Origin of the sequence: Pseudomonas arabinosi (genome assembly GCF_047758675.1) — a bacterium.
Lineage (GTDB): Bacteria > Pseudomonadota > Gammaproteobacteria > Pseudomonadales > Pseudomonadaceae > Aquipseudomonas > Aquipseudomonas arabinosi.
The window spans coordinates 678,297-701,682 of the sequence record NZ_CP180480.1; the positions used below are offsets into that span (position 1 = coordinate 678,297).

The 23,386-nt window shown below is 60.4% G+C and carries 27 protein-coding genes; 10 read left to right on the forward strand and 17 right to left on the reverse strand.

All coding sequences use genetic code 11. The features are described 5' to 3' along the window. Positions 1 to 39: 39 nt before the first annotated feature. Both ACMXYJ_RS03085 and ACMXYJ_RS03090 read right to left on the reverse strand, forming a co-directional pair. Positions 40 to 585: a twin-arginine translocation pathway signal protein gene (locus ACMXYJ_RS03085; RefSeq protein ID WP_415758739.1), complete on the reverse strand. Its 546-nt coding sequence runs from the start codon at positions 583 to 585 to the stop codon at positions 40 to 42. 28 nt (positions 586 to 613) lie between these two features. Continuing rightward, positions 614 to 2,044 (reverse strand): coniferyl aldehyde dehydrogenase, encoded by a 1,431-nt coding sequence (locus ACMXYJ_RS03090; protein WP_129440305.1) that lies wholly within the window; start codon positions 2,042 to 2,044, stop codon positions 614 to 616. A 146-nt stretch (positions 2,045 to 2,190) separates the two neighbouring features. Between ACMXYJ_RS03090 and ACMXYJ_RS03095 the strand changes: the two genes are divergently transcribed. Together ACMXYJ_RS03095 and ACMXYJ_RS03100 are read left to right on the forward strand one after the other, a co-directional pair. Next, a complete protein-coding gene (locus ACMXYJ_RS03095; protein ID WP_056738925.1) occupies positions 2,191 to 2,862 on the forward strand; it encodes a TetR/AcrR family transcriptional regulator in 672 nt (223 codons plus the stop codon). A gap of 33 nt (positions 2,863 to 2,895) precedes the next feature. Continuing rightward, positions 2,896 to 3,750, forward strand: a complete 855-nt coding sequence (locus tag ACMXYJ_RS03100) for a sulfurtransferase (RefSeq protein WP_415758740.1) — start codon at positions 2,896 to 2,898, stop codon at positions 3,748 to 3,750. Between the two features lie 86 nt (positions 3,751 to 3,836). Here the strand turns inward: ACMXYJ_RS03100 and ACMXYJ_RS03105 are convergent, their stop codons facing one another. The 5 genes from ACMXYJ_RS03105 to ACMXYJ_RS03125 all read right to left on the reverse strand — a co-directional run bounded on the left by ACMXYJ_RS03105 (position 3,837) and on the right by ACMXYJ_RS03125 (position 9,180). Continuing rightward, positions 3,837 to 4,664 carry an AraC family transcriptional regulator gene (locus tag ACMXYJ_RS03105; RefSeq protein ID WP_415758741.1) on the reverse strand — a complete coding sequence of 276 codons (828 nt, stop codon included), beginning with the start codon at positions 4,662 to 4,664 and terminating at the stop codon, positions 3,837 to 3,839. A 4-nt stretch (positions 4,665 to 4,668) separates the two neighbouring features. After that, positions 4,669 to 5,667 carry a hydrolase gene (locus ACMXYJ_RS03110; protein WP_415758742.1) on the reverse strand — a complete coding sequence of 333 codons (999 nt, stop codon included), beginning with the start codon at positions 5,665 to 5,667 and terminating at the stop codon, positions 4,669 to 4,671. A gap of 63 nt (positions 5,668 to 5,730) precedes the next feature. Beyond that, entirely contained in the window at positions 5,731 to 6,342 is a 612-nt protein-coding gene (gene rsmD, locus ACMXYJ_RS03115; protein WP_415758743.1) for a 16S rRNA (guanine(966)-N(2))-methyltransferase RsmD, read from the reverse strand. Further along, complete coding sequence (locus ACMXYJ_RS03120) at positions 6,342 to 7,832, reverse strand: M16 family metallopeptidase (RefSeq protein WP_415758744.1); 1,491 nt, start codon at positions 7,830 to 7,832, stop codon at positions 6,342 to 6,344. Before ACMXYJ_RS03120 ends, rsmD begins: the two co-directional genes overlap by 1 nt. Next, positions 7,825 to 9,180 (reverse strand): M16 family metallopeptidase, encoded by a 1,356-nt coding sequence (locus tag ACMXYJ_RS03125; protein ID WP_095127071.1) that lies wholly within the window; start codon positions 9,178 to 9,180, stop codon positions 7,825 to 7,827. Before ACMXYJ_RS03125 ends, ACMXYJ_RS03120 begins: the two co-directional genes overlap by 8 nt. Positions 9,181 to 9,524: 344 nt before the next feature. Here ACMXYJ_RS03125 and ftsY point away from each other — a divergent pair, with 344 nt between their 5' ends. From ftsY to rpoH, 4 genes are all read left to right on the forward strand, one after another. Next, positions 9,525 to 11,057: a signal recognition particle-docking protein FtsY gene (ftsY, locus tag ACMXYJ_RS03130; protein WP_415758745.1), complete on the forward strand. Its 1,533-nt coding sequence runs from the start codon at positions 9,525 to 9,527 to the stop codon at positions 11,055 to 11,057. After that, a complete protein-coding gene (ftsE, locus tag ACMXYJ_RS03135) occupies positions 11,054 to 11,725 on the forward strand; it encodes a cell division ATP-binding protein FtsE (RefSeq protein WP_008152655.1) in 672 nt (223 codons plus the stop codon). The genes ftsY and ftsE overlap by 4 nt, the downstream gene beginning before the upstream one ends. Beyond that, positions 11,722 to 12,744: a permease-like cell division protein FtsX gene (gene ftsX, locus ACMXYJ_RS03140; RefSeq protein WP_008152652.1), complete on the forward strand. Its 1,023-nt coding sequence runs from the start codon at positions 11,722 to 11,724 to the stop codon at positions 12,742 to 12,744. Before ftsE ends, ftsX begins: the two co-directional genes overlap by 4 nt. 113 nt (positions 12,745 to 12,857) lie before the next feature. Further along, positions 12,858 to 13,712, forward strand: a complete 855-nt coding sequence (gene rpoH / locus ACMXYJ_RS03145) for an RNA polymerase sigma factor RpoH (protein WP_033060492.1) — start codon at positions 12,858 to 12,860, stop codon at positions 13,710 to 13,712. A gap of 210 nt (positions 13,713 to 13,922) precedes the next feature. Here the strand turns inward: rpoH and mtgA are convergent, their stop codons facing one another. Beyond that, positions 13,923 to 14,645, reverse strand: a complete 723-nt coding sequence (gene mtgA, locus ACMXYJ_RS03150) for a monofunctional biosynthetic peptidoglycan transglycosylase (RefSeq protein WP_415758746.1) — start codon at positions 14,643 to 14,645, stop codon at positions 13,923 to 13,925. Positions 14,646 to 14,719: 74 nt separating this feature from the next. Here mtgA and ACMXYJ_RS03155 point away from each other — a divergent pair, with 74 nt between their 5' ends. From ACMXYJ_RS03155 to trmB, 4 genes are all read left to right on the forward strand, one after another. Further along, complete coding sequence (locus ACMXYJ_RS03155; protein WP_415758747.1) at positions 14,720 to 15,091, forward strand: DUF423 domain-containing protein; 372 nt, start codon at positions 14,720 to 14,722, stop codon at positions 15,089 to 15,091. Between the two features lie 90 nt (positions 15,092 to 15,181). Then, positions 15,182 to 15,382, forward strand: coding sequence for a sulfur carrier protein ThiS (gene thiS, locus ACMXYJ_RS03160; protein ID WP_008026157.1), 201 nt, complete (start codon positions 15,182 to 15,184; stop codon positions 15,380 to 15,382). 60 nt (positions 15,383 to 15,442) lie between these two features. Next, a complete protein-coding gene (locus tag ACMXYJ_RS03165; RefSeq protein WP_008068101.1) occupies positions 15,443 to 16,237 on the forward strand; it encodes a thiazole synthase in 795 nt (264 codons plus the stop codon). Positions 16,238 to 16,246: 9 nt separating this feature from the next. Beyond that, positions 16,247 to 16,972 (forward strand): tRNA (guanosine(46)-N7)-methyltransferase TrmB, encoded by a 726-nt coding sequence (trmB, locus tag ACMXYJ_RS03170; RefSeq protein ID WP_415758748.1) that lies wholly within the window; start codon positions 16,247 to 16,249, stop codon positions 16,970 to 16,972. 131 nt (positions 16,973 to 17,103) lie between these two features. Here trmB and ACMXYJ_RS03175 read toward each other — a convergent pair whose 3' ends face one another. The 9 genes from ACMXYJ_RS03175 to proC all read right to left on the reverse strand — a co-directional run bounded on the left by ACMXYJ_RS03175 (position 17,104) and on the right by proC (position 23,375). After that, on the reverse strand, positions 17,104 to 17,427 hold the full coding sequence (locus tag ACMXYJ_RS03175; protein WP_008152641.1) for a DUF3392 domain-containing protein: 324 nt from the start codon (positions 17,425 to 17,427) through the stop codon (positions 17,104 to 17,106). Positions 17,428 to 17,449: 22 nt separating this feature from the next. Next, positions 17,450 to 18,655 (reverse strand): radical SAM family heme chaperone HemW, encoded by a 1,206-nt coding sequence (gene hemW / locus ACMXYJ_RS03180; protein ID WP_415758749.1) that lies wholly within the window; start codon positions 18,653 to 18,655, stop codon positions 17,450 to 17,452. Beyond that, on the reverse strand, positions 18,652 to 19,248 hold the full coding sequence (gene rdgB, locus ACMXYJ_RS03185; RefSeq protein ID WP_056738946.1) for an RdgB/HAM1 family non-canonical purine NTP pyrophosphatase: 597 nt from the start codon (positions 19,246 to 19,248) through the stop codon (positions 18,652 to 18,654). Before rdgB ends, hemW begins: the two co-directional genes overlap by 4 nt. Next, on the reverse strand, positions 19,245 to 19,679 hold the full coding sequence (locus ACMXYJ_RS03190; protein ID WP_415758750.1) for a DUF4426 domain-containing protein: 435 nt from the start codon (positions 19,677 to 19,679) through the stop codon (positions 19,245 to 19,247). The genes rdgB and ACMXYJ_RS03190 overlap by 4 nt, the downstream gene beginning before the upstream one ends. A gap of 26 nt (positions 19,680 to 19,705) precedes the next feature. Further along, positions 19,706 to 20,326 carry a methionine biosynthesis protein MetW gene (gene metW, locus ACMXYJ_RS03195; protein WP_415758751.1) on the reverse strand — a complete coding sequence of 207 codons (621 nt, stop codon included), beginning with the start codon at positions 20,324 to 20,326 and terminating at the stop codon, positions 19,706 to 19,708. A 7-nt stretch (positions 20,327 to 20,333) separates the two neighbouring features. Then, entirely contained in the window at positions 20,334 to 21,473 is a 1,140-nt protein-coding gene (gene metX / locus ACMXYJ_RS03200; protein ID WP_415758752.1) for a homoserine O-succinyltransferase MetX, read from the reverse strand. A 181-nt stretch (positions 21,474 to 21,654) separates the two neighbouring features. Beyond that, on the reverse strand, positions 21,655 to 21,951 hold the full coding sequence (locus tag ACMXYJ_RS03205) for a DUF167 domain-containing protein (protein ID WP_415758753.1): 297 nt from the start codon (positions 21,949 to 21,951) through the stop codon (positions 21,655 to 21,657). A gap of 4 nt (positions 21,952 to 21,955) precedes the next feature. After that, positions 21,956 to 22,546, reverse strand: coding sequence for a YggT family protein (locus tag ACMXYJ_RS03210; protein WP_415758754.1), 591 nt, complete (start codon positions 22,544 to 22,546; stop codon positions 21,956 to 21,958). A gap of 10 nt (positions 22,547 to 22,556) precedes the next feature. Further along, positions 22,557 to 23,375, reverse strand: coding sequence for a pyrroline-5-carboxylate reductase (gene proC / locus ACMXYJ_RS03215; protein ID WP_415758755.1), 819 nt, complete (start codon positions 23,373 to 23,375; stop codon positions 22,557 to 22,559). Between the last annotated feature and the right edge of the window lie 11 nt (positions 23,376 to 23,386).

The window sequence follows — 23,386 nt, forward strand, 5'->3', positions numbered from 1 at the left end:
TGTGGGAGCGAGCCTGCTCGCGATAGGGTCAACTCGGTTTTAAACCGTGGGCGGCCCGGGATACCCGCAATGCGCCCACGACTCCGCCCGGCTGTACCACGCCATCATCACCAGTTGCAGCAGCGAGCTGTGGCCCATACGCAGCAGACTTAACGAGCTGTTTTCCCAGCGATCGAGAAAGTGCCGGATATCGTCGGTGCTGGCGTTTTCCCAACTGCCCCAGATCCCGGTCAGTGGTCCGCGGGTGATGCTCATTCCCAGCACATCGAATAACTGCCGGGTCAGCTTGAGCATTTCCGGCGACAGGTGATTCAGGCCGTTATCCAGGCAGTGCAGGGTTTCACCGACAGCCGTCGGCATTGTTTCGACGGCCACAGCGCCGTCGAGCATTACCGGAATCAGTGCCCGCAGAAACAGCAAGTCACCGCTGCGCAGAATCGCGAAACCGCTGGCCGGAATGCTCGATGAGCAGCCGCTGAGGCTCGCGCCCAAACCGGCGGTGGCGAGAAACGCGCTGGCGCCCAGGCTGAATTTCAGCAAGCCGCGCCGTGACAATGTGGGTGTATCGGACAGACTTGGGCTCATTCTTGTTATTACCCGAAGGGGACGATCGTTAGCGGATAAACAGCTTCTGAATCAGCTTCTGAATGGATTTTCCGTACGGCGGGTAGATCAATTTCGCCGCATTGAACCGCTGTTTGATCAGCACGCCTTTGGCTTTACTGAAGGTCAGAAAACCTTCGTGGCCGTGGTAATGGCCCATGCCCGAGGCGCCGATGCCGCCGAATGGCATGTCGTCCTGAGCGACGTGCAGCAGGGTGTCGTTCAGGCACACGCCGCCGGAATGGGTTTCGTGAAGTACGCGGTGTTGCTCACGCTTGTCATAGCCGAAGTAATACAGGGCCAGCGGACGAGGTCGTTCATTGATGTAGGCAAAGGCCTGATCCAGATCCTTGTAGGGAACGATCGGCAACAGCGGGCCAAAGATTTCGTCCTGCATCACCATCATGTCGTTGCTGACGTTGAGCAGCAGGCTGTGGCTCATGCGGCGACCCTGGCCCTTGTCGAACAATGGAATCAGCAGCGCGCCCTTGCTGGTGGCGTCGCTGATGTAGCCGTTGAGACGCGCCAATTGTCGGTCATTGATGATCGCGGTGTAGTCCGGGTTATCGGTCAGGGTCGGATAAAACCCGCGAACCGCCTGACGATAGGCTTCGACGAAAGCGCCTACGCGATCTTCCGGTACCAGCACATAGTCCGGGGCCACGCAGGTCTGCCCGGCGTTGAGCGTCTTGCCGAAGGCGATGCGTTCGGCGGCATCCTTGAGCGGCACGTCGCGGGACACGATGGCCGGGGATTTGCCGCCGAGTTCGAGGGTCACCGGGGTCAGGTTCTCGGCCGCCGCACGCATCACGTGTTTGCCGATGCTGGTGGCACCGGTGAACAGCAGGTGATCGAAACGCAATCTGGAGAACGCTACGCCGATATCGGCTTCGCCCAGCACCACGCAGACCAGGTCTTGCGGGAAGATTCGGCCCAGCAGTTCCTTGAGCAACAATCCTGTGGCAGGGGTCGATTCGCTGAGCTTGAGCATCACCCGATTGCCTGCCGACAACGCGCCGACCAATGGCCCGATGGCCAGGTACAGCGGGTAGTTCCACGGCACGATCACCCCGACCACACCCAACGGTTGATAAACGACTTTGGCCGCCGCGGGTTGAAAGGCAATCCCGACCTTGCGTTTCGACGCCTTCATCCAGCCTTTGAGGTGCTGACTGGCGTAGTGAATGCCGTGCAGGCTGGGCATCAGTTCGGCGAGCAGGGTTTCATCGGCGCTGCGGTGGCTGAAATCCTGGCTGATGGCATCGATCAGTGCCTGACGCTCATTGCTCAGCAGATCGCGCAGGGCTTTCAGCCATTGCTGGCGCTGTGCGGCGGGCGGCATCGGGTTGGCGGCATACGCCGCGCGTTGGGCGTCGAACAGGGTTTGGAGTTCTTCCAGGGGCTGCTGCAGGTTCTGCAAGTAGGCGATGTCAGCAGTCATGGTCGACTCCGGATTTATTGTAATTAGGGACTTTTTAGAGTCTATGCTCTAGAAAGTCAAATGACATCCTGGCGCAGCTTTGTTTTATCCGCTCGCAGATAGGTCGTAAGATGCCGGTCAACGCACTTTGAATTAAAGCCCAAGCCATGGCCCCTCGGATCAAAACCAGCGAGCGCATCGTGCAGAACAGCCTGGAGCTGTTCAATCAGCAGGGTGAGCGCAGCATCAGCACCAACCACATTGCTGCCCACATGGAGATTTCCCCGGGCAACCTGTACTACCACTTCCCCAACAAGCAGGCGATCATCGCCGTGTTGTTCAGTGAGTACGAAAGCCTGGTGGACAGCTTCCTGCGCCCGCCCCAGGGTCGTGCCGCCACGGTCGAAGACAAGCGCTTCTACCTTCAGGAATTGCTGGCCGCCATGTGGCGCTACCGGTTTTTGCACCGCGATCTGGAGCACCTGCTCGACAGTGATCCGGAGCTGGCCGCCCGTTATCGGCGCTTTTCCCAGCGCTGTCTGATCCACGGCACGCACATCTACGCGGGCTTCGTCGAGGCCGGCATCCTGCAAATGGACAAGGTTCAGATCGAATCCCTGACGCTCAATGCCTGGATCATCCTGACGTCCTGGGTGCGTTTTCTGTGCACCACGCGTGAAAATTCCAATCACCTGAGCGAGCAAGCCATTAAACGTGGCGTGTATCAGGTGCTGGTGCTTGAGGCTGGTTTCGTCACGGATCAATCTCGCGACGCGGTAAACGCGTTGTTCGAGGAGTTTTACGTGCCGCTGGCCCAAGCGCTGGAAGAAGTGCAGTAGGATTCAAAACAGACTTAATCACAGGAGCCCGTTATGCCCATTGCGCAACTGATCAGCCCGCAAGCGTTGGACCTGAAAAAGGAGCAGCCGGGGCTGGTGATTCTGGATTGTCGTTTTGCCCTCGAAGACCCGGATTACGGTCAACGCAGTTATGCCGAAGGGCATATCGCCGGGTCGAGCTTTGCCGATCTTGAGCGTGATTTGAGCGGGACAGTGGTCAAGGGGGTGACCGGGCGCCATCCGTTGCCTGAACCTGAAGACTTGATCGAACGTCTGCAAGCCTGGGGCGTCAACGCCGACAGCGATGTGATTTTGTACGACGACGGTCCGGGTGCCTACGCGGCGCGGGCCTGGTGGTTGCTGGCCTGGCTGGGCAAACGTGACGGCGTGTTTATTCTGGATGGCGGACTCAAGGCCTGGCACGCGGCCGGTTTGCCCCTGAGTCTTGATGCGCCGCAGATTGAGCGGGGCACCTTTACGGGGGCGCCGGACAATGCGCTGGTCTTGAGCGCCGAACAGCTCCAGCAACGTCTCGGCCAGCCCGCGCTGACCCTGCTTGATGCCCGCGGCTTGCCACGCTTCAAGGGCGAAGTAGAACCGATCGACCCGATTGCCGGACACATCCCTGGCGCGCAATGTGCGGCGTTCACCGACAACCTGGGCAGCGACGGGCGTTTTCTGCCGGCGGATCAGCTCAAACAGCGTTTTGACGAGAAGCTCGGTGATCGTTCGCCGAGCGATCTGGTGGCGTATTGCGGTTCTGGCGTGACAGCCTGTCACAACCTGTTCGCGCTGTGCCTGGCGGGTTATCCGTTGGGCGCGTTGTATGCCGGTTCATGGAGCGAGTGGATCAACGATCCTGCGCACGGCATCGCCATCGGTGAATGAAGATCAAAAGATCGCAGCCTGCGGCAGCTCCTACAGTGGAATGTGTACACCTGTAGGAGCTGCCGCAGGCTGCGATCTTTTTGATTCTAAAGCCGGGCGCTGCGGTACGCGCCCGGTCCCACGCCGTAAACCTGCTTGAATTGCCGACTCAGATGACTCTGGTCTGCAAACCCCAGCTGCGTCGCCACTTCCAGCGGCAAACAACCGCTCTGTAACAGCGCCCGCGCCCGAGCAATGCGCTGCTGCATCAGCCAGGTGTGCGGCGGCATGCCTGTGGCGCGGCGGAACACCCGGGCGAAGTGGAAGGGCGAAAGATTGACCGCTGCTGCCAGTTCTTCCAGCGAAGGCGGCGTCGCCAATTGTGCTTGCAGCAGATCCTTGGCCAGCGTCACCGCGCGATGTTCCTTGCCCGGCTTGCCAGCAATCGGCACGGCCGCGTGCCGTTGCAGCAGCGACAGCATCATTTCCCGCCAGACCGTTTGTTGTTGCAAGGCAGTGGACGGACTTTCCAGTAGACGATGCAGTTGGCAGAAACCCTTCACCAGATCCGGATCGCGATACAGCGTCGCGCCGAACGCCGGCAAGTTGTTGGTCGGCAATTCCAGCTCCGCCAACAGCGACAGAATCTGACCGCTGTCCGGATAGAACGCCCGATACAACCAGCCATCCTCCGTGCCTTTATGGCCGGTGTGCAGTTCGTCCGGATTGATCAGCACCAGCGTGCCGCTGCCCGCCAGGTGTTCGGCGCCGCGATAGCGATAACGCTGGGCGCCGGCCATGATCATGCCGATCACGTAACCGTCGTGAACATGGGGCGCGAAACGGCGTTCGATATAGCGCGCGGACAATAACTCGACGCCGGCCAACGGTGCTGTTTGCCAGAATCGGATCGACTCGCCCTGATCGACGTCCATGGCCTTACTCGCGACCCACGGCGGTCAGCCACTGCGGGATGCGGCGTTCCAGGTAGTAACCCGGTTGCCGGAACGAACCATCGACGAAGCCGACATGCCCACCCTTGGTCTGTAACTCGAATTGAGTGCAGGCAGACAATTCGTCGTCTTGCGGCAGGCTATGAGGAAATATAAACGGGTCATCGGCAGCTTGAATGATCAGGGTTGGCGTACGAATTTCGCCAAGGAAATAGCGACTTGAGGCGCGGTCATAGTAATCCTTGGCATCGGCAAACCCGTTCAGCGGCGCGGTGACCCGGCCATCGAAATCCCAGAACGTGCGCATGTTCTCCAGCGAGCCCAGCGCGGCCAATGCCGCCAGTCCTTCCTCGCGCCCATCGTGCTGGAACTGGCGCTGCTTGTTTTTAATGTAGGCCACCATCTCGCGCATGAAATGCGCCTGATAGACCTTGGAGAAACCCTGGCCGATACGGTCGGCGCATTGATCGAGACGAAACGGCACCGACACCGCCACCGCACCGACCACGCCACTATTGCTGCCGGATTCGCCCAAGTGCTTGAGCAACACATTGCCGCCCATGGAATAGCCGACCGCATACAACGGTGCGAGCGGTCGTTGGGCCTTCAGGTGTTTGATGGTTTCGGCCAGGTCTTCGCTGGCGCCGGAATGGTAGCTGCGCGGCAACAGATTTGGTTCGCCCGAACAGCCGCGCCAGTTCAGTGCGACGCTGGCCCAGCCTTGGGCACCCAGTGCTTTCTGCACGCCGGCCACGTAAGGCGAATTGGAAGAACCGGTCAGGCCGTGCAACACCAGCACCAGTGGCGCATCGACGCTGTGCGGGCCGTGCCAGTCGAGATCGAGAAAGTCGCCATCCTCAAGCCACAAGCGTTCGCGCTGGCGTTCGATGTGCGTGGTTTTGCGCCACAGCGGTCCCCACAAGGTTTGCAAGTGCGGGTTGCCAAGGCCGAAGGCGGGGGTGAAGCGTTCTGGCGTTTGGGGCACGATGGTTCTCGACGCAGCGGTGCGAGCCTCGCTTGAGGCGCGCACCTTTTTCAGGCCGGTTGGTTAACCGGCAATCTCTGCCATACGTTGCCACAGCGCGTAATACACCCGCCCGGATTTCTGCTCCCGGTGCAGGCGCCAGTTGCCTGGTAAGTCAAGGCTCGATGGCGCATTCTCGCTTTCAGTGTAGATCCAGGCTTCATCAGCCAGCCACTGACGCTCTTCAAGTAATGCGCAAACACCCGGCAACAGGTTCTGGTTGAACGGCGGATCGAGGAACACCAGGTCGTAAGCGGTCGCTGTCTGGGTTTCCAGGTAGCGCAGGGCATCGGCGGTCTGAATCTGGCCGGTGGTGCAGCGCAGCGTGCCCAGATGCTCCTTGATGCTGGCAACCGCGATGTTACTGGCGTCCAGCGCCTGACCCATGGCCGCACCACGGGACAAGGCTTCGAGGAACAACGCGCCGCTGCCGGCGAACGGGTCCAGCACCTTGGCGCCAGCGACATAAGGCGCGAGCCAGTTGAACAGGGTTTCACGCACCCGGTCCGGGGTAGGGCGCAGGCCCGGTGCGTCCGGGAAGCTCAGCTTCCGGCTGCCCCATTCGCCGCCGATGATGCGCAGTTGGTTCACGCCGTTATGGACGTTGTGAACAGGTTTTTTTGGACGAGTGGCCATTAATGCTCCGGAACCCCGAGCGGTTGCTCGGCAGGTTTATCAGTTGGGGCCGGTAACGGCTTTTGCGGCACGGTCGGGCCAGCGCTGACGATGACCATTTTGTCCGTGCTCAAGTGTTTGTTCAGTGCGGTTTTGACCTGTTCGACCGTCAGGCTCTGGGACTCGCGCATAAAGTCATCCAGATAGCTCAGCGGCAGGTTGTAGAAACCCATGGCGCCGAGTTGGCCGACGATATCGGCGTTGCTGGCGGTGGACAGCGGGAAGCTGCCGGCCAGTTCACGCTTGGCGTCGTCGAGTTCTTTCTGGGTCGGGCCGGTTTTAAGGTAGTCGGCGAGCACGTCCTGCACCAGTTTCAGCGTGCCTTCGCTCATCTCGGCGCGGGTTTGCAGGTTGATCATGAACGGGCCGCGAGCCTGCATCGGGGTGAAGCCCGAATACACGCCATACGTCAGGCCGCGCTTCTCGCGCACTTCGCTCATCAACCGCGTGCCGAAGCCACCGCCGCCAAGAATCTGGTTGCCCATGGACAGTGCCGCGTAGTCCGGGTCGTCACGGTCGATGCCCAATTGCGCGAGCATCAGGTTGGTCTGCTTGGACGGAAACTCGATGTGACCGATGCTGGCTTTCGGTTCCTCCGGTTGCGGGATTTTCGCCAGCTCCGGGCCTTTTGGCAGCGCGCTGGAGACTTGCGCAGCAATCGCCTCCGCCTCGGCACGAGACAGGTCGCCCACCAGCGCAATCACCACGTTGCCAGCCGCGTAGGCCTTCTCATGGAACGCTTTCAGTTGAGTCAGTGTGATCGCTGGAACGGTTTTCGCCGTGCCATCGCTGGAGTGCGCGTACGGGTGATCGCCGTACAGACGGTTCATCAGCTCCAGGCTCGCGAGTTTGCCGGGGTTTTGCTTCTGGTACTCGAAACCGGCGAGCATCTGGTTCTTGATGCGTGCAAAGGAGTCGGCCGGGAAGGTCGGTTTGCCGACGACTTCAGAGAACAACTTCAGGGCCGGTTCGCGTTTGTCCGCGGCGCTGAGGCTGCGCAGGGACGCCAATGCCATGTCTTTAAACGCGCCGTTGCCAAAGTCTGCGCCCAGGCCTTCGAAGCCCTGAGCGATGGCGCCGACATCTTTGCCGGCCACACCTTCATTGAGCATGGCGTTGGTCAGCACGGAGAGGCCAGGTGCGTCGCCGTCCTGGCTGCTGCCGGCGGCGAAGATCAGGCGCATGTCGAACATCGGCAGCTCCCTGGCTTCAACGAACAGCACCTTGGCGCCCTCGGCGGTTTTCCAGGTCTGCACGTCCAGGGTGCGGTGGCTTGGCGCCTTGCCGTCGAGTTCGGCCAGCGATTGCAGCTTCTGACTGGCCTTGGCCTTGTCGAGGGCTTCGCTGGCCTTGGATTCGTCGGTCTTTGAAAAGTAAAACGCGGCAGACCCGATCAATGCCACGGCGATCAGGCCCATCAGGACCAGGCGCGGTTTTTTACGCTCACTCATGAGTCGTCTCCTCCGGCAATACATGGGCGACGCTGAGACGTTCGCGGGTGAAATACAGCTTGGCGGCTTTCTGGATGTCTTCCGGAGTCACGCTTTCCAGCTCGGCGAGTTCGGTGTCCATCAGCTTCCACGACAGGCCGACCGTTTCCAGTTGGCCAATGGCGGTGGCCTGGCTGGTGATCGAGTCACGCTCGTAAACCAGGCCGGCAATGACCTGCGCGCGGACGCGTTCGAGTTCTTCAGCGGACGGCGCGGTGGTTTTTAGCTGTTCGAGCAGCTTCCACAGACCCGCTTCGGCCTGGGCCATGGTTTTCTTTTTCTGGGTATTGGGCGTTGCCGACAAGGTGAACAGGCTGTCGCCACGGGTATAGGCGTCGTAACTCGACGAACCGCCGGAGACCAGCTCTTCGCCGCGCTCCAGTTGTGTCGGGATACGTCCGCTGTAGCCGCCGTCGAGCAGGGCGGAGATCAGGCGCAAGGCGTTGACCGAGCGTTTGTCTTCAGCGGTGGCGATGCTTGGCACGTTGAAACCCAGCATCAGGCTCGGCAATTGGGTCTTCACATGCAGAGTGATTTGCCGTTCGCCGGGTTCGGCCAGTTCCAGCGGGATTTTCGCCGATGGCACATCACGTTTGGCGATCGGGCCGAAGTAACGCTGGGCGAGGGTTTTGACCTCGTCCGGGGTCACGTCACCGACCACCACCAACGTGGCGTTGTTCGGCACGTACCAGGATTGGTACCAGTGGCGCAGCTCTTCGACTTTCATGCGGTCCAGGTCAGCCATCCAGCCGATGGTCGGCGTGTGGTAACCGCTGGCCGGGTAGGCCATGGCCTTGAAGCGTTCGTAGGCCTTGGACATCGGCTTGTCGTCAGTGCGCAGGCGACGTTCTTCTTTAATGACTTCGATCTCGCGGGCGAACTCGTCGGCCGGCAGACGCAGGCTGGCCATGCGGTCGGCTTCCAGCTCGAAGGCCACACCGAGGCGGTCGCGGGCCAGCACCTGGTAATACGCCGTGAAGTCATCGCTGGTGAACGCGTTCTCTTCGGCGCCGAGGTCGCGCAGGATCAGCGAAGCTTCGCCGGGGCCGACTTTTTCGCTGCCCTTGAACATCATGTGTTCCAGGGCGTGGGACAAACCGGTCTGACCCGGGGTCTCGTAGCTGGAGCCGACCTTATACCAGACTTGGGAAACCACCACCGGCGCACGATGGTCTTCGCGCACGACGACCTTCAGGCCGTTATCGAGGGTGAATTCGTGGGTGGGTTGTGGATCGGCAGCCAGGGCCGAGAGGGGCAGACAAACTGTGCTGAGCAGCAGGCCTGCAGCGCGGCGGGCTAGAGCATTCATTCGTTTTTAAACCTGTTGAGCTGCCCGCTTGTTCTTAGCGTCAGCGGGCGAGAGGGTGCTAGGATACTGATCCGTTTTACTGGCGGCCACGCCTATCAGGCCTTTGATCGGTCAGCAGGTTGTTTGGGTTGGCGGCTGAAGCTTTGAGTTTGTCAGCTAAACTCTGCGTTTTCGCCGACGATGCCGTTCCAGTCCTTCGTATTAGTCGACCTTTGAGGTGCTGTTTGCACCTCGACAAAATGTTGCGCGTGAACAAGCTGGGTCAATCGCAGTCTGTTCTGCATCGAATATTTATTTGCCGAGGCGCCCTTTGGCGCGTCGCTACCGTGAGATAGCCGTCCTCCATGTTTGGTTCCAACGACGACAAGAAAGCCCCAGCTGCGGCTGGTGAGAAGAAAAGCCTGTTCGGATGGCTGCGCAAAAAGCCGCAGGAACCCGTCGTCGAACAGCCACAGCCACTTCCTGAGCCCACGCCTGCGCCGGTAATAGAAGAAGAGCCCGCGCCGGTTGTCCTGCCGATCGCTGAACCGGTGCTGCAAACGGCCATCGAGCCTGAGCCTGATGTTGTCGCCGAAGTCGTGACCCAGGTGCCGCTCACGCCCAGTGCCGAGCCATGGCTGACGTTGCCTGTGGCAGAAGAGCCGGTGGCATTGGTTGAAGATGAGCTGGCGCCACACATTACTCCGCCGATTCCAGCGCCGACTGCCTTGGCTCCTGAGCCCGTTCAAGCGCCAGTGGTTGAGCCGGTTGTCGCGCCAGTGGTGGTGGCCGAGCCTGAACCGGTTGTTCCGGAACCTGTGGTACCCGCTTTTGTTGCTCCGGCTGCTCCGGTTGCTCCGGTTGTCCAAGCGCCGGCACCGGTCGTCGCTCCCGTCGCCCCTGTTGCCGCTGCACCTGTCGTTCCCGTCGAAGCGCCTGCCGAGCCTGTGCGTACAGAAGAAACCAAGGCCGGTTTCTTTGCTCGCCTGAAACAAGGTTTGTCCAAGACCAGCGCCAGCATCGGCGAAGGCATGGCCAGCCTGTTCCTGGGCAAGAAGCTCATCGATGACGAGCTGCTTGAAGACATCGAAACCCGCCTGCTGACCGCCGACGTGGGCGTCGAGGCGACTTCGGTGATCATTCAGCGTCTGACCCAGAAGGTCGCCCGTAAAGAACTGGCCGATGCCGACGCGCTGTACAAGTCCCTGCAAGCGGAACTGGCGGCGATGCTCAAACCCGTCGAGCAACCGCTGAAAATCACCTCGCAGAGTAAGCCGTTCGTAATCCTGGTCGTCGGCGTCAACGGTGCTGGCAAGACCACCACCATCGGCAAACTGGCGAAGAAGCTGCAGCTCGAAGGCAAGAAAGTCATGCTTGCGGCCGGCGATACCTTCCGCGCCGCCGCCGTCGAGCAATTGCAGGTCTGGGGCGAGCGCAACAAGATCCCAGTCATCGCCCAGCACACCGGCGCTGACTCGGCTTCGGTTATCTTCGATGCCGTGCAAGCCGCCAAGGCCCGAGGCATTGACGTGCTGATCGCCGACACCGCCGGTCGCTTGCACACCAAAGACAACTTGATGGAAGAGCTGAAGAAGGTTCGCCGGGTGATCAGCAAGCTCGACGCCGACGCGCCTCACGAGGTGCTGTTGGTGCTCGATGCCGGCACTGGCCAGAACGCGATCAGCCAGGCCAAACAATTCAACCAGACCGTCGAACTGACCGGCCTGGCGCTGACCAAGCTCGATGGCACCGCCAAAGGCGGGGTGATTTTCGCCCTCGCCAAGCAGTTTGGCTTGCCGATTCGCTACATCGGCGTCGGTGAAGGCATCGATGATTTGCGTACTTTTGAAGCAGAACCCTTTGTCCAGGCACTGTTTGCCGAGCGGGAGCGTTCATGATTCGTTTCGAACAGGTCGGTAAGCGCTACCCGAACGGTCACGTCGGCTTGCATGAGCTGAGCTTTCGAGTCCGTCGGGGCGAGTTTTTGTTTGTGACCGGCCACTCTGGCGCCGGTAAAAGCACCTTGTTGCGCCTGCTGCTGGCGATGGAGCGTCCGACCACCGGCAAATTGCTGTTGGCCGGGCAAGACCTGAGCACCATCAGCAATGCGCAGATCCCGTACTTGCGGCGGCAGATCGGCGTGGTTTTCCAGAATCACCAGCTGTTGTTCGATCGCACGGTGTTCAACAACATCGCGCTGCCCTTGCAGATCCTTGGGCTGTCCAAGGCCGAGATCGCCAAGCGCGTGGATTCGGCCCTGGAGCGCGTCGCGCTCTCGGACAAGACCGACTTGTACCCTGGCGACCTGTCCACCGGTCAGCAGCAGCGCGTCGGCATCGCCCGCGCCATCGTTCACCGCCCGGCCTTGCTGCTGGCGGACGAACCGACCGGTAACCTCGACCCGCGTCTGGCGGCAGAAATCATGGGCGTGTTCGAAGACATCAACCGTCTGGGCACCAGCGTGCTGATTGCCAGTCACGACCTGGCACTGATCGCCCGCATGCGCCACCGCATGCTGACCCTGCAGCGCGGCCGATTGATCGGTGACGGGGAGGCCGGCGTATGAGTGCGACACGCAGCCCCAAGGTTTCCGAGCGCGTGGCCCCCAAGGCCGCCGACCAGCAGCCGCAGAAGAAAAAACGCGACGATGATGACGGTCCGGATTTCGCCACGCTGTTCCGCGCTTGGGTTGAGAGTCATCGCGCCAGCCTGCTCGATAGCTTGCGTCGTTTGGGCAAGCAGCCCATCGGTAGTTTCTTCACCTGCATGGTGATGGCGGTTGCCCTGAGTTTGCCGATGGGCCTGTCACTTTTGCTAAGTAACGTCGAGCGTCTCGGCGGTTCCTGGCAGCGTGCGGCGCAAATTTCCCTGTACCTGCAAATCGAGGCCAGCCCTGCGGAGGGTGAGTCGTTGCGTGAGCAGATCAAAGGCATGCCTGGTGTAGCTGATGCTGAATATGTCGGCCGCGATCAGGCGCTGGAAGAGTTCCAGCAGCAATCAGGTCTGGGTGAGGCGCTCAAGGAACTGCCGGAAAACCCGCTGCCGGGCGTGGTTTTGGTGACGCCGAACGAAGTCGACAAGCCCGCGCTTGAAGCATTACGACAAAAACTTTCCGAGTTGCCGAAGGTACAACAGGCGCAACTTGATCTAGTCTGGGTCGAGCGTCTGGCAGCCATCCTCAAGCTGGGTGACCGTTTTGTCTTCGGTCTGACCGTGCTTCTGGTTTCTGCATTACTTTTGGTGATAGGCAATACCATTCGTCTTCATATTGAAAACCGCCGCACAGAGATAGAAGTGATTAAACTCGTCGGCGGCACTGACAGCTATGTGCGCAGACCCTTTCTGTATATGGGCGCGCTTTATGGCTTTGGTGCGGGGATTCTTTCCTGGGGCGTATTGGCGTTCGGCCTTGATTGGCTGAACGATGCGGTGGTTGGGCTGGCCGGCCTGTACGGCAGTGATTTTGCGCTGGCCGGAGTGCCAGTTGCCGACGGTCTGTCTCTCTTGCTTGGCGCGGTGCTGTTGGGGTATATCGGTGCATGGATTGCAGTCGCACGCCACCTGCGGGAGCTTGCGCCAAAGTAATATCATTTTGCTCGTATTGACCTTTCAGCGTTTATGGGAACTTGTCTTTCGGTTTCCGGTCAATTTTCGCAGTGCTGAACTGCACGAGTTATGTAAGTCGGAGGTTTTTTCGTATGACCAATTCTTTGCAACCTGCATATGCTCTGGTCCCGGGTGCGAACCTGGAGGCCTATGTGCACACCGTGAACAGCATTCCATTGCTGACGCCGGAGCAGGAGCGTGAACTGGCCGAGAGTCTCTATTATGAGCAGGATTTGGGGGCGGCTCGGCAGATGGTGCTCGCCCACCTGCGTTTTGTTGTACATATCGCCCGTAGCTATTCCGGCTACGGTCTGGCTCAGGCTGACCTGATCCAGGAAGGCAACGTCGGCCTGATGAAGGCGGTGAAGCGCTTCAACCCGGAAATGGGAGTGCGCCTGGTTTCGTTCGCTGTGCACTGGATCAAGGCGGAAATCCACGAGTTCATCCTGCGCAACTGGCGCATTGTGAAAGTCGCGACCACCAAGGCCCAGCGTAAGCTGTTCTTCAACCTGCGCAGCCAGAAGAAACGTCTGGCGTGGCTGAACAACGAGGAAGTCCACCGTGTGGCGGAAAGCCTCGGTGTAGAGCCTCGGGAAGTGCGTGAGATGGAAAGTCGCCTGACCGGCCATGACATGGCCTTCGACCCGGCCACGGAAGCGGACGACGACAGTGCTTTCCAATCCCCGGCCAACTATCTGGAAGACCACCGGTACGACCCGGCCCGTCAACTGGAAGATGCCGACTGGAGCGACAACTCCAACCACAACCTGCACGAAGCGCTTGAAGTGCTGGACGACCGCAGCCGTGACATCCTCTATCAGCGCTGGCTGGCGGAAGAAAAAGCCACGCTGCACGACCTGGCGCAGAAGTACAACGTGTCGGCCGAGCGTATTCGTCAGCTCGAGAAGAGCGCGATGAACAAGCTCAAGTTGTCGATTGCCGCCTAACCGCAGCTCCGGCATAAAAAAACGCCCCGATCATTGATCGGGGCGTTTTTGTTTGTGGCCAGTTTGTCTAGCTGACACCGGACACCTGGGGGAGCGAGCCTGCTCGCGATGGCGTCAGGTCAGGCACTGTAAATGTTGTTTGATCCACCGCCATCGCGAGCAGGCTCGCTCCCACAGGGGGGGCTTCAGTGTTCATAAGATAGTGATCGGCTACTGAGCCCAAGGTGCGCGGCGTGAATCATTGATTCCTACAAGGTAGCTATCGCCACCGAGCTGGCTCATTTGCTGTCGAATCCATCCCGCTCGCCGTGCGACGTAGTTAGTTGGATGACTGGCGCTCCACACCCGCGGGTTAGGCAGCACCGCAGCCAGTAAACTGGCCTGCTGCCGGGACAGCGAACGAGCGCCGACGCCAAAGTGATGCCTGGCGGCTGCTTCAGCGCCAAACACACCGTCATCCCACTCAACGCTGTTGAGGTACACCTCGAGAATTCGCTGCTTGGGCCAGAACACTTCGATCAGCCCGGTAAACCAGGCTTCCAGGCCTTTGCGCAACCAGCTGCGGCCGGACCACAGAAACAGATTCTTCGAGACCTGCTGGCTCAAGGTGCTGGCGCCGCGAATCGTTCCGCCGAGTTCGTTGTGGGCCAGTGCGGCCTGGATCGCGCCAAAGTCAAAGCCCCAATGCTCCGGGAATTTCTGATCTTCGCCGGCAATCACCGCGACTTTCAGGTCATCGGAGATTTCATCCCAGGGTTTCCAGGTGCGTTGCAGGTCAATGGGCTCGCCGTCGAACCAGGATTCGACCTTGCGCTCGACCATCAGCGCGGTTCCCGGTGGCGGTACCACGCGAAAGATCAGCACCAGCAATACGCTGCCGCCCGCGAACCAGAGCAGGGCCTTCGTGAATCGTCGCAAAAATAAACGCAGCATAGAGATGGCTTGGCCGAACCCGTTGAGCGGGCCATTATACAGACCCTGTGGATCGAGTCTGACTGGAGTTCTTCATGCTGCGTGGCTTTCTGATGCTGGCCGCTTTTTTCGGCTTCACCGGCGTTGCCCTTGGCGCGTTCGCCGCCCATGGCTTGAAAAGCCGTCTGACGCCCGAGTACCTGGCAGTTTTCCACACCGGCGTGACCTATCAGCTGGTGCACACATTGGCATTGCTGGGCGTTGCACTGCTGGCCACGCAGATTCCCGGGCGCCTGATTACCTGGGCGGGAGCATCGTTTGTCGTCGGCATCCTGCTGTTTTCCGGCAGTCTGTACCTGTTGACCATGACCGGCGTCAGCAAGCTCGGGATCATCACCCCCTTCGGCGGCCTGGCATTTCTGGTCGGCTGGTTCTGCCTGGGGCTTGCCGCCTGGCGGTTGAGCTGACCGAGCAGTCCATTTCATGACGAATGGCTTGGGTCACCAAGACTGATCGGGCTAGAATGCCAGCCCCTAAAAATGATGGCGGCATTCGGCATGCGCATTCAGTTGAACGGCGAATCCCTTGAACTGCCCGACGGTGAAACCGTTGCGGCCCTGCTGACCCGTCTGGAACTGACCGGGCGCCGGGTGGCGGTCGAACTCAATCTGGATATCGTCCCGCGCAGCCAGCATGCCGACACCACGCTGAACGACGGCGATTCGGTCGAAGTCGTTCACGCCATCGGCGGCGGCTAGTCGCCCGGCCCGCAAGGGCACAGAATTCTGCAAGAACCTCACCCCTACAGAGGATTTCCCATGAGCATCGTTCGTAGCGACAAGCCCTTCGTCCTGGCCGGTCGTACTTACCAGTCGCGTTTGCTGGTAGGCACCGGCAAGTACCGTGACATGGAAGAAACCCGCCTGGCTATCGAAGCCTCGGGTGCCGAGATCGTCACCTTCGCCGTGCGTCGCACCAACCTCGGCCAGAACCCGGGCGAACCGAACCTGCTCGAAGTCCTGTCGCCGGACCGCTACACCTTCCTGCCTAACACTGCCGGTTGCTTCGACGCTACCGAGGCTGTGCGCACCTGCCGCTTGGCCCGTGAGCTCCTCGGTGGTCACAACCTGGTGAAGCTGGAAGTGCTGGCGGACCAGAAAACCCTGTTCCCCAACGTGATCGAAACCCTCAAGGCCGCCGAAGTGCTGGTCAAAGAAGGCTTCGACGTGATGGTTTACACCAGTGATGACCCGATCATCGCCCGTCAACTGGCGGAAATCGGCGTTATCGCGGTGATGCCGCTGGCTGGCCTGATTGGCACGGGCCTGGGGATCTGCAACCCGTACAACCTGCAGATCATCCTCGAAGAAGCCAAGATTCCGGTACTGGTGGATGCCGGTGTCGGTACCGCCTCCGATGCCACCATCGCCATGGAACTGGGTTGCGAAGCGGTGCTGATGAACTCGGCCATCGCCCATGCCCAGCAGCCGATCATGATGGCTGAAGCCATGAAACACGCCATCGTTGCAGGTCGCTTGGCCTACCTCGCCGGCCGCATGCCGAAAAAACTCTATGCCAGCGCCTCCTCGCCGCTGGATGGTCTGATCAAGTAAGAGCCATTGATGACTGAATCAAACGAAACGCCTATCCAGCCGGAAGAAGGCGAAGAGCGCCAGCACCGCCGCATCAAGAGTTTCGTGATGCGCGCCGGGCGCATGACCGAAGGCCAGCAACGCGGTCTGGATCAGGGCACGCCGCTGTTCGTGTTGCCTCTGGCCGACGCGCCGGTGGACTTCGATAAGGTGTTCGGCCGTTCGGCGCCGCGCTCGCTGGAAATCGGTTTCGGCATGGGCCATTCGCTGCTGGAAATGGCCGCGGCCTCGCCGGAGCAGGACTTCATCGGCGTGGAAGTGCACCGTCCGGGTGTTGGTGCTCTGCTCAATGGCGTGCTGACTCAGGGCCTGACCAACCTGCGGGTCTACGATTGCGACGCGATCGAAGTGCTCAACCGCTGTGTAGCCGACAACAGCCTCGATCGCCTGATGCTGTTTTTCCCGGATCCATGGCACAAGAGCCGTCACCACAAGCGCCGTATCGTTCAGGCGTCGTTCGCTGAACTGGTGCGCAGCAAGTTGAAGGTCGGCGGTGTGCTGCACATGGCCACCGACTGGGAACCGTACGCCGAGTACATGCTGGAAGTGATGAACGTTGCGCCGGGTTATCGCAACCTGGCCGAAGACGGCAAATGCGTCCCGCGCCCGACTGAACGCCCGATCACCAAGTTCGAACGCCGCGGCGAACGTCTTGGGCATGGCGTGTGGGACCTGAAGTTCGAAAAACAGTCCTAAGCCCTACGCAATACCCACTGTGGGAGTGAGCCTGCTCGCGATAGCGGTCTGACAGTCAACGAAGATGTTGAATGTCAGACCGCTATCGCGAGCAGGCTCACTCCCACAGTTGTTTTGTATGTGCCGCAGGATCAGCGGCGGTCGGCGACGACACCGATCAGCACCAGCACCACCAACAACACCGGCGCCAGGCTGTAGTTGTTGAACTGGCTCAGGCCTTTGATGATCCACGGCGTGGCGTAGATCAGCGCGACGCCGCTGCCGATCATGCACAGCAGGGCCATCAGCGGGACGCGCAAGGCGCCGGCGATGCTGCCCAGACGTGCGTCGACCCAGCCTTTGATATCGGCGCCAAACAACACCAGCAGGCAGCCCACCAGTGCCAGAGCGATTTCAGACAGGTTGCTACGGCTCCAGCGGGATGCGGTGGCGAGCAGGTCGAGTATCAAATCCATTCGTTTTCCCTTAAGGCTGAAATCAGCTCAGAAATGTCTGCAGCAAGTCATTGAGAAACAGTTGTCCGCGCTCGGTGGCCGCCAGACGTGACGGTTCGACCTGCAACAAGCCACTTTGTTCGGCTTCGCGGCGGTGTTCGGCGAGGCTTTCCAAGGTCATCCCGGTGCGTTCCGGATACAGCCGCGATTCCACGCCCTCGGTCAGGCGTAGCGCGTTCATCAGGAACTCGAACGGCATCTCATCATTGGTCAGCGCTTTCTCGCCGGCCTTGAAGCTTTTCGCCGGGTTGAGGTAATCCTTGGGCAGGCGGGTCTTCCAGGTGCGGACGATGCGTCCATCCGGGTGGCTAAGTTTGCCGTGAGCCCCGGCGCCGATGCCGATGAAGTCGCCGAAACTCCAGTAATTCAGGTTATGCCGCGCCGGACGACCGGGTTGGGCATACGCCGAGACTTCGTATTGCGCGTAACCGTGCTCGGCCAACAACGCCTGACCAGCCTCCTGAATGTCCCACAGCGTGTCGTCTTCCGGCAGCGTCGGCGGCTGGTTCCAGAACACCGTGTTCGGTTCCAGGGTCAGCTGATACCAGGACAAGTGGGTCGGTTTCAGGGCGATGGCCTGGTGCAGGTCGCTCAGGGCGTCGTCCAGGGACTGATCGGGCAAACCGTGCATCAGGTCCAGATTGAAGTTGTCGAACCCGGCCTGACGAGCCATGCCGGCGGCACGTACCGCTTCGTCACCGTTGTGAATCCGCCCCAGCGCCTTGAGTTTCTCTTCCTGAAAGCTCTGGATGCCGATCGACAGGCGATTGATGCCCAGCGCCCGGTAGGCGACGAACTTCTCTTGTTCGAACGTCCCGGGATTCGCTTCCAGGGTGATTTCGATGTCGCTGGCGAACGGAATGCGCAGCTCGACGCCTTTGAGCAAGCGGCCCAAAGCCTCGGCGCTGAACAGGCTCGGCGTGCCGCCACCAAAGAAGATCGAACTCAGCTCACGGCCGTAAACCGCATGCAGGTCCTGATCGAGGTCGGCCAGCAGCGCGTCCACATACTCTTCTTCTGGCAGCACCGGGCTGGCGGTGTGGGAATTGAAGTCGCAGTAAGGGCATTTGCGCACACACCACGGGATGTGGATGTACAACGCCAGGGGCGGCAGCACAGGCAGGGCCGCGCGAGGCGATTGCGCGGCGCCACCGAAAATCAGCGGCGATGCGGACGATTCATGGGTCATTTCAAGCCCAGACGCTGGCGCAGCAGATCCATTGCACGGGCGCGGTGGCTGATGAGGTTCTTGTCGCTCGGGCTCAACTCGGCGCTGGAGCAATCGCGCTCCGGCACCCAGAACAGCGGATCGTAACCAAAACCGTGTTCGCCGCTGGCCGCTGGCAGGATTCGCCCGTGCCAAAGACCTTCACAGAGGATCGGCAACGGATCGTCGGCATGACGCACCAGAGCCAGCACACAGACGAACTGCGCGCCGCGTTCAGCTTCCGGCACGTCCTTCAATACGTCCAGCAGCTTGGCGTTGTTCGCCGCATCGCCCTGACCGTCGGCATAACGAGCCGAGTAGATTCCCGGCGCACCGCCGAGAAAATCCACGGCCAACCCCGAATCGTCGGCCAGTGCCGGCAGGCCGGAGATGCGCGCGGCATTGCGGGCCTTGAGGATGGCGTTCTCGACGAACGACAGGCCGGTTTCTTCAGGCTCGACACTGCTGAACTCGCCGATCGAGCGCAGTTGCACCGATTCGCCGAGCATGGCCTGAAGTTCCTTGAGTTTGCCGGCGTTGTGGCTGGCCAGTACGAGTTGCGTGAAGTTGATCATTCGCCGGGGAAGAGCTCTTGGTTGAAATTGATGGTGTTGATTTTATCGCCGCTCTTCACGTTGATCTGGAAGGTACGGGTTTCCTGCTGATCGACCGGATATTGCGCGATGTAGTAGATAGCGCCCTGTTCGGTGATCTGTTTGAATTTCAACGAGACGCTCTGGCTGGTGAGGTCTTTGACCGTACCGTTGACCTCGGCGGTCAGAGGCTTGCCATCCTTGAGCACGGAGACGTTGATCACACCCTGGTTCTTGCTTCGCGTCAGCCCGGCCGCTTTGGCGATGTCGGGTGTCAGGAAGGTGGAGTTGAAGGTGTTGTAGTGCACCGTTACATCGCCAAAGGTTTCCTTGCGCTCGCCTTTGATGACGTCGGCGGCCATGGCGGTGACGCTCAGGCAGGCAGTGAGTAAAAACAGTGCTAGACGACCCATGTTCGTTCTCCTTGGAATGGCGTGGTTCAGACAGCGATCTTGTGATCCTGCAGCCCGGGGCTGCTGACACGGTAAATACCGATCTCACCTAACAGATTAGGCCATAGCTTACTGGCCCACCCGTGCCGATGCTGTTGATCCACGGCAAGCCGATCAATGACCCTGGCTTCACGTTCGCGACACAACGCTTCAAAGTCTTCGAAGGTGCAAAAGTGGATGTTCGGCGTGTTGTACCAGGTGTACGGCAGAAAATCGGACACCGGCATCCGGCCCTTGCTCGCCAGGTACCAGCGGCAGCGCCAGTGACCGAAGTTGGGGAAGGTGATGATGCACTGGCGACCGACGCGCAGCATTTCGTCGAGGATTCTGTCCGGGTAGTGCACGGCTTGCAGTGCCTGGGTCATGACCACGACGTCGAAGCTGTTGCTGGCAAAGTTGCCCAGGCCCTTGTCCAGGTCCTGCTCAATCACGTTGATGCCCTTGGCCACGCACTCGGCGATGTTGTCCGGGTCGTTTTCCAGGCCATAGCCGGTGACTTGTTTGTTATCGCGCAGCCAGGTCAGCAATTCGCCATCGCCGCAACCGAGGTCGAGTACGCGGCTGCCGGCGGGGATCCATTCCTGGATGATTTCCAGATCAGCTCTCATGGCTTTCTCACAACGTAATTCGGTTCATGTAGTTGCTGAACGCCTGCAGGTAGCGCGGGATCGGAATCAGGAAGGCGTCGTGGCCTTGCGGAGCGTCGATCTCGAGGTAGCAGACGTCTTTCTTGGCCGCCATCAGCGCGTCCACCAGTTCCCGCGAGCGGGCAGGGGAGAAGCGCCAGTCGGTGGTGAAGGACATCACGCAGAACTTCGCCTGGGCGTTGGCGAAGGTTTTCGCCAGGTCATCGTCGAAGTTCGCCGCCGGATCGAAGTAATCCAGCGCCTTCGTCATCAGCAGGTACGTGTTGGCGTCGAAACGTCCGGAAAACTCTTCGCCCTGATAACGCAGGTAGCTCTCGACCTGGAACTCGACGCTGTGGAAGTCGTAGTTGAGCTTTTCACTCTTCAGGCCCCGGCCAAATTTCTCGCCCATGGAGTCATCGGACAGGTACGTGATGTGCCCGACCATCCGCGCCAGCATCAAGCCACGCTTGGGGATCACGCCAGCTTCCTGGAACGAACCGCCGTGGAACTCGGGGTCGGTCAGGATCGCCTGGCGCGCCACTTCGTTGAACGCGATGTTTTGCGCCGACAGCTTGGGAGCCGAGGCGATGGCCAGGCAGTGGCGAATGCGATCCGGGTACGTGATGCTCCACTGCATGGCTTGCATGCCACCGAGACTGCCGCCAATCACGGCGGCCCATTGGCCGATGCCGAGCAGGTCAGCCAGGCGCGCCTGGCTGTGAACCCAGTCTTCCACGGTCAACACCGGGAAGTCGGCGCCGAACGGCTTGCCGGTTTCCGGGTTGGTGCTGCTCGGGCCGGTAGAGCCGTTGCAACCGCCGAGGTTGTTCAGACTGACCACGAAGAATTTGTTGGTGTCGATCGGTTTGCCGGGGCCGATGCAGCTGTCCCACCAACCGGGTTTGCGGTCGTCGGGGCTATGGAAACCGGCAGCGTGATGATGACCCGACAAGGCGTGGCAGATCAGCACGGCGTTGCTCGCCGCGGCGTTCAGCGTGCCGTAGGTTTCGTAGATCAGGTCATAAGCTGGGAGCGAACGGCCGCAGGCCAAGGCCAGGGGTTCACTGAAGTGCGCCACTTGCGGCGTCACCAGACCAACAGAATCGGGGGGGAAGGCAGCTGGCATCGACCCTGCTCTCGTTGAAATGAGGCGTAAGTCTAAAGACCGCTGCCTTTAGCAGCAAGCAAAGGCCGGGCCTGATTTCATTCAGTCAGACCGAGGCGTGGCAATCGCGAGCAGGCTCACTCCCACATTGGATTGCATTCCCCTGTGGGAGCGAGCCTGCTCGCGATGAACGATGACGCGGTCAGCCTGCCGGACGCAGCAGGTCCGGCAAATCCGGCAGCTTCTTCGGCGAACAAATGCGAACCCGCTTCTGCCGGTTTAGTTCGCCGCTAATCAAGCTCACCTGACTCTTGGACACCCCGAACGCCTTGGCCAGAAACGCTATCAAATACGCATTGGCCTTGCCTTCAACCGGCGGCGCCGTCAGGCGGATTTTCAATCGATCACCATGCAGCCCGCAGAAATCATCGCTGCGGGCCGCCGGTTGCAGGTGACACTCCAGAATCAGGTCATCACCGTCCCACCGAAAGTAGCTCACCGGGTCAGATCAGCAGACGCAGGATTTCCGGCATCATCGTCATGGCGGCGAGGTTGTTGATCACCAGCATGTCGATCAGCTTGAGCACCATGAACGCCAGGATCGGCGAGATATCCAGGCCGCCAAGGCTTGGCAGAATCTTGCGAAATGGCGCCAGGGCCGGTTCGCAGATCTGGTTCACCAGCTCGGCGCCAGGGTTATGGCTGCCCGGTGCGACCCAGGACAGGATCACGCTGATGATCAGGGCAAAGAAGAAAATCTTCAGGAACAGCGCGGTCACGCCGATCAGCGACCAGATCAGCAATTGCAGCGGGTTACCGATGGTGCCGTAAGTCAGCAGCAGGGTCAGGGCCATCAGCGCCAGTTGCACGAGGATCGCCAGCACTAGCGAGGACATGTCCAGGCCGAACATGCTCGGGATGATCCGGCGCAATGGCTTGAGCAGCGGCTGGGTGGCTTTCACAGCGAACTGGCAGAGCGGGTTGTAGAAGTTTGCGCGTACCAGTTGCAGTACGAAGCGCAGCAGCACGATCAGCAGGTACAGGCTGCCGAGGGTTTGCAGCACGTAGACCGCTGCAGTGTTCAATCCAATCATGTAAGGCTCCTTATTGACCCAATTGTTCGGCCATCTCGGCCGAGCGGTGCGCAGCGGCGCCGAGTGCTTTTTCTACCAGGGCTTCGAAGCCGCCGGCCTGGAACGACTTGATCGCCGCTTCTGTCGTGCCCGCAGGCGACGTCACGCGGCGACGCAGTTCCGCAGCATCGACGTCACTGGCCACGGCCATGTGAGCAGCGCCCAAAGCGGTTTGCAGGGTCAGTTGTGCGGCGATGTCTGCTGGCAGACCGAGCTTCACGCCAGCGGCGGTCATGGCTTCGATCAGCAGGAAGAAGTATGCAGGGCCCGAGCCGGAGACGGCGGTGACCGCGTCCAGTTGCTGTTCTTCATCCAGCCACAGTGCGATGCCGACGGCGGACAGCAGTTCTTGTGCCTGTTTGCGTTGCTCGGTGTTCACTTCGGCTGTGGCGAACAAACCACTCACGCCCTGGCGCAGCAGCGCCGGGGTGTTGGGCATGCAACGCACGATCGGCTGGGCGCCGAGCCAGTTGTTCATGCTGGCGCAGGTGATGCCGGCCGCAATCGAAACCACCAATTGATTCGGCTTGAGGCTAGGGCGAAGCGCTTCGCAGACGGTTTTCATCGCCTGCGGTTTGACCGCCAGCACGATCACGTCCACGCCCTGAATGGCGTCGGCGTTGTCGGCAAACACTTCGATGCCGTGTTCGGCGCTCACGCGGGCACGGGTTTCTTCACCCGGATCGCTGGCGCGGATCTGCGCGGCGTCCAGACCTTTGGCGCGCAGGCCGCCGATCAGGCTGGCCGCCATGTTGCCGGCACCGATAAAGGCAATACGAGTCTTGCTCATGTCAGGTCCTT